Origin of the sequence: Crossiella sp. SN42 (assembly GCF_023897065.1) — a bacterium.
GTDB lineage: Bacteria > Actinomycetota > Actinomycetes > Mycobacteriales > Pseudonocardiaceae > Crossiella.
Window position 1 is genome coordinate 49,816 of the sequence record NZ_JAMHIV010000014.1, and the last position, 14,864, is coordinate 64,679.

At 68.6% G+C, this 14,864-nt stretch carries 14 protein-coding genes; 9 read left to right on the plus strand and 5 right to left on the minus strand.

Annotated elements, in window-relative coordinates; genetic code table 11:
- Positions 1–251: 251 nt before the first annotated feature.
- Together M8C13_RS18095 and M8C13_RS18100 are read right to left on the minus strand one after the other, a co-directional pair.
- On the minus strand, positions 252–560 hold the full coding sequence (locus M8C13_RS18095; protein WP_252481795.1) for a hypothetical protein: 309 nt from the start codon (positions 558–560) through the stop codon (positions 252–254).
- Positions 557–841, minus strand: coding sequence for a hypothetical protein (locus tag M8C13_RS18100; RefSeq protein WP_252481796.1), 285 nt, complete (start codon positions 839–841; stop codon positions 557–559). The genes M8C13_RS18095 and M8C13_RS18100 overlap by 4 nt, the downstream gene beginning before the upstream one ends.
- A gap of 294 nt (positions 842–1,135) precedes the next feature.
- Here M8C13_RS18100 and M8C13_RS18105 point away from each other — a divergent pair, with 294 nt between their 5' ends.
- Complete coding sequence (locus M8C13_RS18105) at positions 1,136–2,569, plus strand: helix-turn-helix domain-containing protein (RefSeq protein WP_252481797.1); 1,434 nt, start codon at positions 1,136–1,138, stop codon at positions 2,567–2,569.
- A gap of 25 nt (positions 2,570–2,594) precedes the next feature.
- Here the strand turns inward: M8C13_RS18105 and M8C13_RS18110 are convergent, their stop codons facing one another.
- Both M8C13_RS18110 and M8C13_RS18115 read right to left on the minus strand, forming a co-directional pair.
- Positions 2,595–2,996: a type II toxin-antitoxin system VapC family toxin gene (locus tag M8C13_RS18110; RefSeq protein WP_252481798.1), complete on the minus strand. Its 402-nt coding sequence runs from the start codon at positions 2,994–2,996 to the stop codon at positions 2,595–2,597.
- 2 nt (positions 2,997–2,998) lie between these two features.
- Positions 2,999–3,193, minus strand: coding sequence for a hypothetical protein (locus M8C13_RS18115; RefSeq protein ID WP_252481799.1), 195 nt, complete (start codon positions 3,191–3,193; stop codon positions 2,999–3,001).
- Between the two features lie 800 nt (positions 3,194–3,993).
- Between M8C13_RS18115 and M8C13_RS18120 the strand changes: the two genes are divergently transcribed.
- Entirely contained in the window at positions 3,994–4,599 is a 606-nt protein-coding gene (locus tag M8C13_RS18120; protein WP_252481800.1) for a hypothetical protein, read from the plus strand.
- A gap of 192 nt (positions 4,600–4,791) precedes the next feature.
- Here M8C13_RS18120 and fxsT read toward each other — a convergent pair whose 3' ends face one another.
- On the minus strand, positions 4,792–7,020 hold the full coding sequence (gene fxsT / locus M8C13_RS18125) for an FxSxx-COOH system tetratricopeptide repeat protein (protein ID WP_252481801.1): 2,229 nt from the start codon (positions 7,018–7,020) through the stop codon (positions 4,792–4,794).
- Between the two features lie 787 nt (positions 7,021–7,807).
- Here fxsT and M8C13_RS18130 point away from each other — a divergent pair.
- The 7 genes from M8C13_RS18130 to M8C13_RS18160 all read left to right on the plus strand — a co-directional run bounded on the left by M8C13_RS18130 (position 7,808) and on the right by M8C13_RS18160 (position 14,838).
- Positions 7,808–8,233: an NUDIX hydrolase gene (locus M8C13_RS18130; RefSeq protein WP_252481802.1), complete on the plus strand. Its 426-nt coding sequence runs from the start codon at positions 7,808–7,810 to the stop codon at positions 8,231–8,233.
- A 60-nt stretch (positions 8,234–8,293) separates the two neighbouring features.
- A complete protein-coding gene (cpt, locus tag M8C13_RS18135; protein WP_252481803.1) occupies positions 8,294–8,830 on the plus strand; it encodes a chloramphenicol phosphotransferase CPT in 537 nt (178 codons plus the stop codon).
- A gap of 136 nt (positions 8,831–8,966) precedes the next feature.
- Positions 8,967–9,488: a hypothetical protein gene (locus M8C13_RS18140; RefSeq protein ID WP_252481804.1), complete on the plus strand. Its 522-nt coding sequence runs from the start codon at positions 8,967–8,969 to the stop codon at positions 9,486–9,488.
- Between the two features lie 135 nt (positions 9,489–9,623).
- On the plus strand, positions 9,624–10,262 hold the full coding sequence (locus tag M8C13_RS18145; RefSeq protein ID WP_252481805.1) for a hypothetical protein: 639 nt from the start codon (positions 9,624–9,626) through the stop codon (positions 10,260–10,262).
- Between the two features lie 200 nt (positions 10,263–10,462).
- Entirely contained in the window at positions 10,463–11,620 is a 1,158-nt protein-coding gene (locus M8C13_RS18150; RefSeq protein WP_252481806.1) for a trypsin-like serine protease, read from the plus strand.
- 109 nt (positions 11,621–11,729) lie between these two features.
- Positions 11,730–12,218, plus strand: coding sequence for a MarR family winged helix-turn-helix transcriptional regulator (locus M8C13_RS18155; RefSeq protein WP_252481807.1), 489 nt, complete (start codon positions 11,730–11,732; stop codon positions 12,216–12,218).
- Positions 12,205–14,838 (plus strand): PEP/pyruvate-binding domain-containing protein, encoded by a 2,634-nt coding sequence (locus M8C13_RS18160; RefSeq protein ID WP_252481808.1) that lies wholly within the window; start codon positions 12,205–12,207, stop codon positions 14,836–14,838. The genes M8C13_RS18155 and M8C13_RS18160 overlap by 14 nt, the downstream gene beginning before the upstream one ends.
- Positions 14,839–14,864 lie beyond the last annotated feature (26 nt).

Here is a 14,864-nt window from a genome sequence, read left to right on the forward strand (position 1 = left end):
CGAGCTGAGTGGACAGGCCCGCCGCGAGCGAGCGCAGCTCACGCCACTCTGCGGGGGTGAGCACCATCTTGTCCTGCATAACTCTCAGGCTCCCCTCTCGCGGACCACGCGAATCCGGTCGAACTCGGGCGTAGCTGAGGTCTTCATAGGCGGTCCCACAGTGCGGCCCAGGCCCACGCGACCACGATGCCGCCTGCCGCGCCGATGATCACGGCGCAGATGACTTCGAACATTCCGCACCTCCTAGGTGGCTATCGCTGCTCGCGGGTCCACGCCCCGCCGGCCGAGTTCTCGCCTGTTCCGGTGGGCTGGTCTGCCGTCGGCTCGACCGCTTTGGCGGAGGCCGGAGTCAGCTCTTGCTCTGGCCCGGCCACCACATCCCGGAAACGGGCGAGCCCCAGCAACGTCAGGCAGAACAGCACCGGTCCCTCAGTGGTGCCGATCTCGACCATGATGTGCCCGGAATCGGTGTCACCCCAAGCAGATAGCTGTGCGCTCGATGTCAGTCGAACTACGCGGATCGGCTGGACCGGACCAATGCCGAAGTCGCTTCCGGTCACCGCTGGTCACCTCGATCCGAAGCTTCGCGCATTGCGTGCCGCGGTCCAGCCGGAAGAGCACGCTCAGACAGGGAGTCGCAGCGCTCCGCGAACGCCGCTGCTGCAACAGCCAGCTGGCGGGCGAAGTTGGCCGCCAGTTCGAGGCCGTCTGAACGACCAGCGACCTGAATCGCGATGCGGGAGTAGCCGTCATCGGCGACCAGTGACGGATGTCCAGTCGCGTGTTCAACCATGCTGGCCGAAGCGTCCTCCTCCGGTTGCACCAGTACGTAGATCCCCATCCCGTCCTCCTGATCGACAGCGGTCCCACCAACAACCACGGTGACGGCGAAAAGGCGACCAACCAATATCAACTTGCGATGCGGATATTGGTGCCGCCAATACCCGCAGATCAGCCGGTAATGGAGCGGCTACACTAGGTGTGATCAGGCCATACGGGGGAGACATCGGGGGGCCAGGTGAGCACCGTTCGCAAGCGCTGCCGGACCTGTTCCGCTCTGCTTGCGCGAGATCACCGGGGAACGCAGTGCAGTCCGTGTACTTCGGCCACGATCCAGCGTGGCACCGCGCCCACAATGCCCGCCGAGTTCTGGAACCAGCCAGCTATCCAGGACGCGGCCCACGCGCGGCATATTGGTCAACTCATCCACGCGTATCGGCGGGCGCACCAGCCAGTGCTGACCCAGGCGATAGTTGCCGGATGGCTGGGGCTGACTCAGGGACACCTGAGCGTGATCGAGCGCAGTGCCCAGCCGGAGACCGACCTTGAGCGGCTTGAACGATGGTGTGACGCACTGCACATGCCTGCGCGGTTGCGCTGGTTCCGAGGTCCGACGAGTGGCGACGTCGCCGAAGACGCCGTTGATGATCAACAGAAAACTCTTGCGCAGCTTGGACTTACCTATGCCGCCTCTCTGCCTACTACCGTGGACGTGGTAGCCGAGCTAGGGAGGCACGACATGGAGCGAAGGCGTTTTCTCACCAGCGCTGCGTTCGCCGTCGCGGCATCAGTAGCACCTAGCCGTGACTGGCTGCTGGCCACGTTGGACGAGATCGATGCGGCCCGCAGCCGGACCGGTACCGGCACGATCAGCACCGAGCAGGTTGACGCGATCCGCAGGACCTTCGGCGTCTTCCAGGAGCTGGACGTCATGCGTGGCGGGGGCCACGCCCGAGCCCAACTCGCCGCCTACCTGACCGAGCACGTTGTCCCGCTGCTCCGGTCGAACGACCCGGACACCGAGGCCGGACGCGCCCTGTTCGAGGCCGCAGCAGAACAGCTCTACTTGCTGGGCTGGATGGCCTTCGACAACGGCGAACACGCCATCGCACAGCGGTATCTCATCCAGTCGCTTCGACTTGCCCAAGCCGCCAAGAACACAGAGTTGGGCGCCCACGTGCTGGCCGGTCTCTCCGACCAGGCCACACTGACCGGCCATCCAGACCAGGGGGTGCAGCTAGCCCGAGCTGGCCGCGCCGGGTTGCAGAACGGGTACTCGCCAGCCTGCCTTGCCGACCTCTACGCCCTCCAGGCCCGAGCCGAGGCGGCCATGGGTGACGGGAAGTCCGCCGCACTCAACGTGCACCTGTCGGAGAAGGCGTTCGAGAGCATCGACCCGGAGAACGAACCCGAGTGGGCGCGCTTCATCGATGTCGCCTACCTCAACGGCGAGTACGCGCACGCGTTCCGCGACCTCAAGCGACCCAACGAAGCTGCCCAGTTCGCCCGCCTGTCCGTCGCCGAGGCGGAACGGCAGAACCGTGCTCGCCGCGGATCGCTCGCCCAAGCCGCACTTGCCCGTGCCGCTCTGGACGATCACGATCTGACCGCCGCCGCGTCTGCTGGTCTGGCAGCCGCGAAGCTGGCCGCCACGGTGAAGTCATCCCGATCCGTCGAGGCGGTCACCGACCTGCGCGTGCGGATGCGGGACCACAGCGGATCACCATCCGTCCGGGAGTTCCTGGACGTCTCCGGGGCGCTCATGCCAGCGATGAGTTCCCGGGCCTGAACCGGCTGCTGGTCGGTCGCGGTCTTCAGCGGCCGACCAGCTCAAGCCCTTCGTGGTCGACGAAGTCGGCGAAGTCCTTGATGTTCAGCGTCGCCAACGGCACCTCGTAGGCCAGGCAGGCCGCCGCGGTCCAGGTGTCGTTCTGTGGCCGAGGCCGACCGCGCTTCACCGCGGCAGCCGAGATCTCGCCCCACTTCCGCGCGACCAGCGGGGTACCGGGAAGGACCACCATCGGCTTCAGCCAGTGCGCCAGCTGATCACGTCGCCGTGGCCCCCACGACCGCAGCTCGACCCACTTGGTCAGTTCGGCCAAAGTCACGAACGTGATGCACGGCCGGTAGCCAGCAAGCCCCACGGCGGTCGCGGCCGACAGCTCACGCTTGAAGATCAACGATGCGACATCAGTATCGAGAACAACCGCGTCCATGATCAGGCGAGGTTCGCGTTCCGCTCGGCCCGGACCCAGGTCAGGAACTCGGCCAGTTCCGCATCCGTCTCGAAGATGCCCTCACACGCCAGGTCGTCGACGGAACGGATCGGCTGGACGTCCTTCTCCCTGAACAGTGCCTCAAGCAGGGCAGGTCCTTCCAGACCCTCATGCGAGGCGAACTCAGCACTGGCCATCCTCACCACCTCCGTCCTCACCGCTCAGTCTGCCACCAACGGCCTCACCGGACCACGACACGGGTCCTCGGTGCCGTCGCGTTCAGAGTTTCTTTTCTTGTTCAAGGCGGCCCCTGCGGGGCCGCGCGGGGCCGTGCTGTCACACGAGGGCACGGCGGCCGGCACTCCGCGGAGTTGTGCGGAGCGCCCAAGCGGACCTCCGGCCCGCGGGCGCTCCGCCGAGGTAACGGAGTGCAGGCCGCCGCACCCACGGGAACGGCCCCGCACGGCCCCACAGGAACCGCAGAACACGAGATGTCCTCGCCGGACGGGCAGGTCTCCAGGAGGACGGGGAGCCGCCGAAGCCGCGGTGAGGTGGGTGGTCCGGGGTTCGCGTCCTCCCGTCGACCTCCCCGAGGGCAACCACACGCATCAAGGGGGCCGTTCCAGCCTGGCGCCCATCTAATCCGGGGTGCCCCCTTGACCCGCGTGGTTGGGGCGAGCCAGGTCGACGGGAGGACGCGAGCCCCCTTCCTTGGGGGAGGGGAAGAACCCGGTGCCCGAGGGTGGCGAGGGGGTACGAGCGCCGGGTGGCTGGCTGGCAGGGTGGTTGGGGCGCTCGGCTGCCGCGCCCATGGACAACTCTCCGCCTGGGGGCTCCGAGTTGCCCACAGGCTTGCCGACGGGAAGACGGTTCGGCAAGCGAGTGGTTTCGGGGGCCTCGGATACGACCTTCGCTGACCGGAGGGTCGACAGTTCACATCAGGGGCGGCACTCTGGAAACGGATGACACCTGCTCCGCGCGTCGCTAGCCTGGGGTGATGGAGGGGGAAGAAAACTCCGCGCGTACTAGCCCCACCGCGAAGATCGAATCGGTGAGCAACAAGGTCGGTGATGTCGCGGGTGCGGCTGTGCAGGCCGGTGCCGTGCACGGCGACATCCACCTCCACCCATCGCCGCGTCGCATCGTGGACGAGGAACGGCGAGCGAAGACGCGCGAACGCTGGGGGATTGCTGGCGAACTTCTCGTCATCCTCGTATTTGCTGGGCTGTTCATCTCGCTCATGATCATCCCCTGGAAAAGCGTGTTCGGCACCCTCGGCCCACCGGGCGCACCGGGGGTGTCGACGGCCCACGTGGGGGACTGTGCCGCACGCCACCCCTGGTACGAGAACGAATCGCTGACTCTGACTCAGGGGATCCGAGTCCGCGACAGGTTGTTGGTGAAAGTCCCGTGCTGGCACAGGTCTGCGGCCTGGCGGGTCGTCGGAATTGTGCCGGAGCCGCGCGAAGGCAGGGTGCGCCCTGACGGGACCTGGATGACTGACGAGGAGATGAGCGGGAAGTACTGCCGGACCGTCCCCGGTTGGGACGCTGGCATAAAGCTCATCACCTCCGGATCCATCTTCTGCCTGGCCCACACCTGATCTGGTTGGGGCGGCACGAAACCGGCGACATGCGGATGTCGAGCCGGGGCACACGCCCGCGACGTCCTGGCGGTGACCACGGAACAGGCACGGAACAGCGCCCAGCCCGGAACAGCCGCCATGCGCTAACAGTGCAGATCACGGTCATGGTCACCCGAGTGCCGCAGTGCCGCACGATGGCACTTCGGTTGACTAGCCGCTGATGCGATCCCTCGCCTCTTGAATGCATCTAGCTCGTTCCAGCAGTGGCCGTGCCTGGTCAGGCTGGCCGAGGTCTTTGAGCACCACAGCGAGGTTGCTCAGGCTGGTGGCGACGGTTGGATGGTTGGGGCCGTGTGCCGCTTCGCCGATGGCCAGTGCTCGCTCCAGCAACGGCCGTGCCTGGTCAGGCTGGCCGAGGTCTTGCAGCGCCGAGGCGAGGTTGCCCAGGCTGATGGCGACGGTTGGATGGTTGGGGCCGTGTGTCGCCTCGCCGATGGCCAGTGCTCGCTCCAGCAACGGTCGTGCCTGGTCAGGCTGGCCGAGGTCTTTGAGCACCACAGCGAGGTTGCTCAGGCTGATGGCGACGGCTGGATGGTTGGGGCCGTGTGCCGCCTCATCGATGGCCAGTGCTCGCTCCAGCAACGGTCGTGCCTGATCAGGCTGGCCCAGTTCTTTGAGCCCGAAGGCGAGGTTGCCCAGGCGGGTGGCGACGGCTGGATGGTTGGGGCCGTGTGTCGCCTCGCCGATGGCCAGTGCTCGCTCCAGCAACGGTCGTGCCTGGTCAGGCCGGCCCAGGTCTTGCAGCACCACAGCGAGGTTGCTCAGGATGGCGGCGACGGTTGGATGGTTGGGGCCGTGTGCCGCCTCGCCGATGGCCAGTGCTCGCTCCAGCAACGGTCGTGCCTGATCAGGCTGGCCCAGTTCTTTGAGCACCACAGCGAGGTTGCCCAGGCTGATGGCGACGGTTGGATGGTTGGGGCCGTGTGCCGCCTCGCCGATGGCCAGTGCTCGCTCCAGCAACGGCCGTGCCTGATTAGGCAGGCCGGTGGTCTGGAGATAGGTGCCGGTTCGATCGAGAAGCCAGGAGGTGTCCTCCGGGCTGAGATCGTGGATGGTGTCCTGGTGTGCGAGGGCGGCGAGGACGTGGGGTAGGAGCTGTCGCCAACGTGGCCATGCCCTGGGATTGCTGTACACATCGTCCGGCAGGTCGCCACATAGCAGCGTGAACACCGTACTCAAGGGGTGGGTTACGTCCGTCCCCCCGGCGTGAGCTGCCGTGATATGCCGGCGTACTGCGAGTTGGACCAGGCGGTGCACCACAAGGTGGTCGCGGTCTCGTTTGACCAGGGAGTAGTCGACGAGTACGCCGACCACGTGACTGAGCCCTGACTTGTCGGCAATGGTCTGCAAAGGCTCGGGCAGGTGGGCGGCGTTGGAGGTGAACAGATTCATCGGGATGACATCGGGTGCGAGGTAGGCACACAACGCCAGCAACTGTGCCGCTTGCGGATGGTGCTTGTCCAAGTGGTGAAGGCTCAGTGTCCACAGCGTGTTCAGCGACCGGTCCGGCGAACGTCGCTGTCCGTCCTCGCCCTTGTCCGCCAGTCCATCCGGACTGGTCCGCAACAGGCTCAGGTACTCATCAGGCGGCATCCGGGATTGGAGCAAGTACGCCGCGGCCTGCTCCAGTGCCAATGGAAGGTCTCCCAGTAGTTCCGCCAACTCGTCGGCCTGCGCGGTGGACAGCACGGGCGCTCTTTTTGCCAACAACTCGGTCGACTCACGACGGGACAGTGTGTCCAGATCCAGCACGCCCCCGATCGCATCGAATCCGGCACGTCGGGTGGTCACGAGTGTTCGGCCGGTTCCCGAGGGCAGGAACGGGTGCAGGTCGGCCACAGACTCGGCGTTGTCGAACACCACCAGCCACCGCCGCAGACCGTGCAACCGCGACAACACCGCCTGCACCGCCTCGTCGGCATCCGGCGGGATCTCCAACCCCAGTTCCCGCCCCAACCGACGCAGTTGATCCGGGATGAGTGCCGGGTTCTCCGCCGAGATCCACCACACGACGTCGAAGCGCCGGGCGTGGCGGTGACAGAACTCCAACACCAACTGGGTCTTGCCCACCCCGCCCATCCCGCGCACCGCGTGCACCGCCACCCGAGACCGCGCCCGCAACAACCGTCCCAGCTCGGCCAGGTCCCTGTCCCGGCCGGTGAAGTGAGGATTGCGACCCGGCACGTTCCACGCCCGCTTCCGCGCGCTGCCCGCATCACCGGAGGAACGGATCTGCACCGTGAAACCGATCATGAACATCAGTACTGCCACCAGCACCGGCCAGGTCACCCACGGGTTGCCCATCCACGACGGCAGGTGCTCACTGGCTGCGTTGATGGCCAGTCCCGTGACGAACACGAGGACGATTTCGATCACCACGGCCCATGACCGGCTTGAACCCATCCGCACACCACACCTATCGCCAACACGAGGATCAGCAACCGTAGCGGCCAGCACCCCACCAGCCTGCGGCGAACCGCCCGCACACACCTCATCGGCCTAACCCAGCCCGCTGTAACCAGCCGACACGGCACCTCTCCGGATGCCCGTGCCCCGGCCAAGGCCTGGTTGGCCGGGTTGCCAAGCTGTGCTGCGAGTTGCTGCTCCACAGAACAACACCCCGTCACGGAACTCTCGGTGCGTCCTTCTAGCAGTTCAGGCGACTGTCGGCCACGGCGCGCAATGCCGCATGACGGCGCCGCACGTCCGTCAACAAGCAGGTGACTCGACGGCTAGCGTGAACCGTGGCACGCGCGAGGAACCCGAGATTTCAGCAGCTAGCGAGCTAGCTGTACAGCAGCGCTAGCAGCCAGCGGCGACCGTCAGCGACCTTCAAAACCCTGTTGACGTCGTACACGACCCTTCACAACCAATGTGCCGACAGTTCACATCGAGAAGGTCAGACGTACATCGAGGGGCAAGATTATCTCCCCAGATTACCCCCAGGAATCAACGGCAAACGTCCACGGTTGACCATCCATAGTGGACGAAATCGGATGGGCATTCCTGCAAGTCACGACCGGAAACCGCAGAGATCGACAAGTGTTGAACAAGATCCATCCCTTATCGCAGGGTTGTTGGTTCGAGTCCAACCGGAGGAGCTTCACCCCAGGCTGCGGCCTGGGGTTGTTTGCTTTCTGGGGTGAAATCGCCTGGGGTGGGGCTCGTGGCCAGTGCTCCTCGGTACTCCGTCAGTGTCGCCGGCGTCGTGGTTGACGGGGCGGGCCGGGTGTTGGTCATCCGGCGGCGTGACAACGGGCGCTGGGAGCCGCCGGGTGGGGTGCTCGAAGTTGGTGAGACGTTCGAGCAGGGGGTGCGGCGTGAGGTGTGCGAGGAGACCGGGATCGTGGTCCGGGTCGAGAGGCTCACTGGCGTCTACCAGAACGTGGTTCGGGACGTTGTGGCGCTGGTGTTCCGCTGCTCGCCGGAGACCACCGAGCCGGTGCCGACGGAGGAGGCGAGTGAGGTTCGCTGGCTGAGTCTGGAGCAGGTGCGGGAGGTCATGGTTCCCGCGTTCGCGATCCGGGTTGCCGACGCCTTTGGGGAGGGGCCTCGGACTCGGGTTCATGACGGGGTGCGGCTTCTGGGGTAACGCCGCGGCCTGGGCGAAACTCGGGTGACCTTGGGGTGGCTGGCTGCCTAGCTTGGGCGCATGGCGACGCAGGTGGTTGTGCTCAATGGTGGGTCGAGTTCTGGGAAGAGTGGGATCGCGCGGTGTTTGCAGGCCGTGCTGCCGGGGGCGTGGCTGGTGGTGGGGGTGGACACGTTCATCGAGTTGTTGCCCGCCTCGTTGCGGGGGTCCTCGGGCGGGGTTGAGTTCGCGCCGGATGGGACGGTGCTGGTGGGGGCGGCGTTCCGGGAGTTGGAGGCGGCCTGGGCGGCGGGGATCGCGGCCATGGTGCGGGCCGGGGCCCGGGTGATCATCGATGAGGTGCTGCTCGGCGGGGGTGCGGGGCAGCGGCGGTGGGGGGCGGCGCTGGCTGGGCTTGAGGTGTTGTGGGTGGGGGTGCGGTGTCCGGCTGAGGTGGCGGCGGGGCGGGAGCTGGCGCGCGGGGACCGGATCACCGGGATGGCGGCGGGGCAGGCCGAGCTGGTGCACATCGGGATGCGCTACGACGTGGAGGTCAGCACCGTGGGGGTGGAGTCGGTGGAGTGCGCGCGGGTCATCGCGGCTCGGGTGGATGGCTAGGCACATCCCTGCCTCTTCGGGCGGGTCAGGCGGCGGATTCCCTTTCTAGACTGGACATTCCGCCGTTGCTGCCGGGCCGGCGGGGTGGGAGGCCGAGGGGATGCGGCGCGGTGTGGTTCTGGCGACCATCGGGCTGGTGGCCAGTGTGCTGGGGATTCTGGGGTTCTTCGGGGTGCGCAGCTATCAGGACCTCTCGCCTGGGCCGAGCAGCACCCGGCCCACCACGGTCCGGACGAGCGCCGTTGATCCGGACGCGGGGCGGTGGCAGGTGGTTCGGCAGGCCGACGACGCCTGCGCGGTGGCCACCCGGCGCAGCACGGAGCTCAGCGCGCTGACCGGGGCGAAGCGGTTCCTCGCCTGGGCGCGCAAGGTGGCGGAGCTGCGGGCCTTGTTGCTCAAGCAGTGGAGGTCGGTGTCCGCGCGGTCGGCGGCGGTGCCGGAGTCCTTCGTGGCGGAAGTGCACAAGCTGCTCAGGGACGTGGAGATGGCGAACTGGTGGTGGGGAGAGGTCGTCCGGCACTCCGCGACGAATTCCTGGGATCGGGCCAAGACCGCGTTCGTGGAGTATCGGCGGTTTGACGACTCGGCGGTGGACCGGGCCAACAAGCTCGGATTCAGCGTGTGCAACTATCCCTGGCCGCGGCCGATCGGCTGGTGAGCGTTCGCCGCTGAATTTCCTGAAGCAAATGGGCTCCCGGCTGCCCTGGAGTCGGTGGAATGTCAGGGGTGGACGATAGGGTTCAGGTAGTTCGACTGGCACGGAAGATGCAGGTCAGAGCTACTGGAGGTGTGGATGACGGCAGCGGAGGCACTGGTGCCCCAGGTCAAGATCGGGGCGATCATCGACTTCGTGGTCAGTGGTCCGGGTTTGCAGACCAGGACGGTGGAGAACATTCGTCGTATGTATCTCGACGAGGCGGCTCGGCCGTGGTTCTACTACGAGCCGATCGTCAACGGGATAAAGCGCGCACTGGCCGGCGATGAACCGGGGGAAGTGCTGGAATCAGTGGTGAACCGGATTGAGGATCCGGCCAAGCACGCGCATTTTCGGGAACTACAGGGGGGATTTCTGACATGGGTGGCCAAGGCACGACCAGCGGTGGTACCGGTCGGCGGCGCGGTCTGGCGGGGGGCCGACGGCGAGGTTGGGATCAGTCCGCACCTCGGGCTCACGCTCGGGACTGACCCGCGCCCGCACGCGGTGCTGCTCTACCTGAAGAAGCCGGAGCTGACCCAGGCCGCGGCCAACATCCCGCTGTGGATGGTCGAGCGGCAACTGCCCGACATCCTGCCCGGTGGGCGGGCGGCCATCCTGGACGTGCGCCGGGGCAAGCTGTTCCGGTTGCGCGCCAACGCCTCTCCGAAGCGGCTGGACGCCTCGGTGGCCGGGGCGCTGGCCAACTTCAGCACCATCTGGCAGGCCATCGCCTAGCCGCCGCGCGGTGCCGGGGTCCCTCCACCGAGCCCACCCCAGCGGGCTCGGCGGACCCGCCGCACCCCGGGTGCCCGCGGCAAAAGTCGCGTACCCCTACGGATGTTCCCCCGGATTGTCCGGCGACCTCGCGCGCCCGGATGGTGCTGGCAGCGGCCGATTTCCCTGCCGTCCGCCACCACCCCCGCGGGAGGAACACCGTGAACATCACCCGGAGGGCGAGCCTGATCGCCCTGACGGTCACCGCGCTCGCCGTGCCCCTGCTACCCGGCCTCGCGCTGGCGGAGCAGGAGCCCGGCGGGCGTGCCGTGACCCCCACCGACCTCGCCGAGGTCCCGCCCGCCGGTCCCGGCGCGCTGTCCATCGGCGGCCAGCCGGTCTCGGTCAAGGACTTCCCGTTCATGATCGCCGGGCTGCGCGAGGGCGGGCCGCGGCCGCAGGGGCAGAGCTGCACCGGCTCGGTGATCGCCCCGCGCAAGATCCTCTCCGCCGCGCACTGCGCGGACGCCGCCGGGGAGAAGACCTTCCTGTACGGCCTGGACGACCTCAACCAGGGCACCGGTTTCCGCACCAAGGTGCTGGAGTACAAGAAGCACCCCAAGTACGTGAACTTCGACCAGGGCTACGACGTCGCGGTGGTCACCGTCGCCGACGACATCCCGGTGCCCGGCGGCGCCTACGCCAAGGTCGCCACCTCCGCCGACACCGGCCTCAACGCGCCCGGCAAGACCGGCGTCGGCCTCGGCTACGGCAAGAAGGACCACAACGACAACACCCGCAACGTCGAGCTGCACCGCTTCGAGCTGCCCATCGTCGAGGGCAGCAACTGCAACGGGGTGGGCGCCGGGTTCCGCGAGGCCACCATGATCTGCTCCGGCTACCCCGATGGCCGGATCACCATCCTGCAGGGCGACAGCGGCGGCCCGCTGGTCGTCGACGGCAAGGTGGTCGGCGTGGCCTCCTGGAGCCGCAGCGACTTCCGCTGGTACTCCGTCTACGGCCGCCTCAACAACGACATGGGCGACTGGGTGAAGCAGCAGATCGACGGCGGCCAGGAGCCCCCGCCCGGCGACATCAAGCTCGCGCTCGCCCCCGGCAGCGGCAGCGCGCGGCCCGGCGGCTTCCTGCAGACGAGGATCACCGTCACCAGCGGCGGGCAGACCACGCTGACCGCCAGCGGCGCGCCCTCGGGCACCAGCGTGCACTTCTCGCCGGCCACCGTGGCCTCCGGCGGCAGCTCCACCGCCTTCGTCTGGGTCGGCTTCAACACCCCAGCGGGCAACTACCCGATCAAGATCACTGGCACCTCCAACGGCAAGACCGGCAGCGCCGAGTTCGTCCTCACCGTGACCCGGTAGTCGGCGCTGTACCAGGTGGGACGGGGTTCGCGGCCCCGTCCCACCGCTTTTATTCAACGACCGTTGACTTACTCGCCGCCCTCGCGCTACCTTTGCGGCAGTGCATTAGTTGCATGCACGCAAGGGTTTGGAGGATGTCATCAGCGCGACGGATCGGGATCGGCTGGTCGAGGAGCTGACGGTCATCCGGCGGGAGCTGATCGGCGAGATGCTGATCAACCTCAGCCGGAGCACCGGTGGCGCGGATCTGCAGCTGGTGCAGATCGCCACGCTGTTCACCCTGGACCGGGGGACCGAGCCGACCGTGCGCGAGCTGGCCGAGCAGATCGGCCGCTCGGTGTCGGCGACCAGCAGGCTGCTCGACCAGCTCGCCCAGCGCGGGCTGGTGCACCGCCGCGAGGACGAGACCGACCGCCGCGCCAAGCGGGTCGGCCTCACCCCGGCGGGTGCGGCGTTCCTGCTGAACTTCGCCCGCACCAGGGCCGAGGGCCAGCTGAGGCTGATGACCTACCTCTCCGAAACCGAGCAGCGCACCGTCCGCGAGGCGATGACGCTGCTGGCCGACGCGGCGAGGAGGCACGGGGATGCGCACAGGTGAGCCGCTGGTCCTGGACCTGCACGAGGTCCGGGCCGGGGCGGGGGAGCTGGTCGGGGGCAAGGCCGCCAACCTGGGGGAGATGATCGGCGCGGAGCTGCCGGTGCCGGAGGGGTTCGTGCTGACCACGCACGCCTACCGCGCGGTGGCCGACCCGCTGGACCTGACCGGCGCCGCCGAGGACCCGGCGGCCGCGCGGGAGCTGGTCAGAACCGCGCCGGTGCCGGTCGATTTGGTGGAGCTGATCGCCACCGCCTACGGGCGGCTCGGCCTGGACGTGCCGGTCGCGGTGCGTTCCTCGGCCACCGCGGAGGACCTGCCCTTCGCCAGTTTCGCCGGGCAGCAGGACACCTACCTCAACGTGGTCGGCGCCAAGGCGCTGCTGGAGGCGGTCCGCCGCTGCTGGGCCTCGTTGTGGACCGACCGCGCGGTCAGCTACCGGGAGACCAACGGGATCGAGCACGCCACCGTGCGGCTCGCGGTGGTGGTGCAGCGGATGGTGGAGGCCGAGGTCGCCGGGGTGATGTTCACCGCCAACCCGGTCACCGGCCGCCGCGACGAGATGGTGGTGGACGCCAGTCCCGGGCTCGGCGAGGCGGTGGTCTCCGGCTCGGTCAACCCGGACCACTTCGTGCTCGACGGCCACACCGGCGCGGTCAGACAGACCAGGCTGGGCGACAAGCTGGTGGTCATCCGCGCCAAGGCCGGCGGGGGTACCGAGGAGCACACCCGGGGACTGCCCGATGACCAAGCATGCCTGTCCCCGGGACAGCTGCGTGACCTGGTGACCCTGGGACGGCGGGTGCAGCAGCACTACGGCGCGCCGCAGGACACCGAGTGGGCCATCGACGCGCACGGCACGCTCTGGCTCACCCAGGCCAGGCCGATCACCACGCTGTTCCCGTTGCCGCGCACGGACAAGCCGGGGCTGCGGGTGTACTTCAACGGCAGCGTCGCGCAGGGCGTGTACCGGCCGCTCACCCCGGCGGGAGTGGCCGGGCTGCGGCTGGCCACCGGCGGGATCGCGGCCGCCGTCGGCTTCCGCGTGCCGGATCCGAAGGCGGGGCCGCCGCTGCTGGCCGAGTCCGCGGGCCGGCTGTTCTTCGACGTCACCCCGGTGGTGCGCAGCACGGTCGGCCGCAAGATCATGCCCAACGTGCTGGACCTGATGGAGGCCCGCTCCGCGCAGGTGATGCGCGGCCTGTTCGCCGACGAGCGGCTCAGCGTCACCCAGCGTTCGCCGTGGCGGTTCCTGCGGGTGCTGGCCAGGATCGCCCGGCGCACGCACGCGCCGGTCGCCATCCTCGGCGCGCTGCGCGACCCGGCGAAGGCCAGGGACCGGGCGCACCGGACCGCGGCCGAGATCGAGCGCCTGCTCACCGTCTCCGGCAAGCTCACCCACGTCCAGCGGCTGGCCTTCGTCGAGTCGGCCATGCCGGCGGTCACCGCACCCAGGGTGGCCCGGATCATGCCGCTGGTGCCGACCGGGTTCGTGCTCACCGCGCTGGCCGGGAAGCTGCTCGGCAAGGACGGCGAGCAGGACGAGCTGCGGGTGGTGCTGCGCGGCATCCCGCACAACCCCACCACCGAGATGGACCTGGACCTGTGGCGGCTGGCCACGGCCATCCGCGCCGACCCGGTGGCCGTCCGCGAACTGCTGGACACGCCACGGGAGGAGCTGCTGGCCCGTCACCGGGACGGCTCGCTCACCCCGGTCATCCACAGTGGACTGACCGAGTTCCTCGGCCGGTACGGGCACCGCGCGGTCGCCGAGATCGACCTCGGGGTGCCGCGCTGGTCGGAGGACCCGACGCACGTGCTCGGCGTGCTGGCCAACTACCTGCGCGCCGAACACCCCGGGCTGGCCGCGGACGCCCAGTTCGCCCGCTCGGTCGCCGAGGCCGAGGCCAAGCTGGCCGAGCTGGTCGCCAGGGTCGGCAGGCGCAGCCGGATCCGGGGACGGCTGCTGCGGTTCACCCTGGATCGCGTCCGGGGGATCGCCGGGCTGCGCGAGCTGCCCAAGTACCTGCTGGTGCTCACCCTGGCCCGGATGCGCGCGCAGCTGCTGGTGCTGGGCGAGGAGCTGGCCGGCCGGGGGCTGCTGGCCGCCGCCGAGGACGTGTTCTTCCTGGACACCGAGGAGGTCCGGGCCGCGCTGGGCGGGGCTGACCACCGCGAGCTGGTCCGCGAGCGGCGGGCCGGGCACGAGCGCGAGCTGCGGCGCAAGCACCTGCCCAGGGTGCTGCTCTCCGACGGCGCGGAACCCGAGGCCGAGGCGCTGGCCGGCGCCGAACAGGTCGAGGGCGCGCTCACCGGCACCGCGGCCTCGGCCGGGTCGGTCACCGGCATCGCCAGGGTGGTGCTGGACCCGACCGGCGCGCACCTGGAACCCGGCGAGATCCTCATCGCGCCCTCCACCGACCCCGGCTGGACCCCGCTGTTCCTCACCGCGGGCGGCCTGGTGATGGAGATGGGCGGACCCAACTCGCACGGCGCGGTGGTGGCCCGCGAGTACGGCATCCCGGCCGTGGTGGGGGTGTCCGGGGCGACCGCCCGGATCAGCTCCGGCCAGCGGGTCACGGTGAACGGCTCCAGCGGCCAGGTCACCCTCGACGAGATGTGATCTGGACCTCACCGGAGAACCGGCCG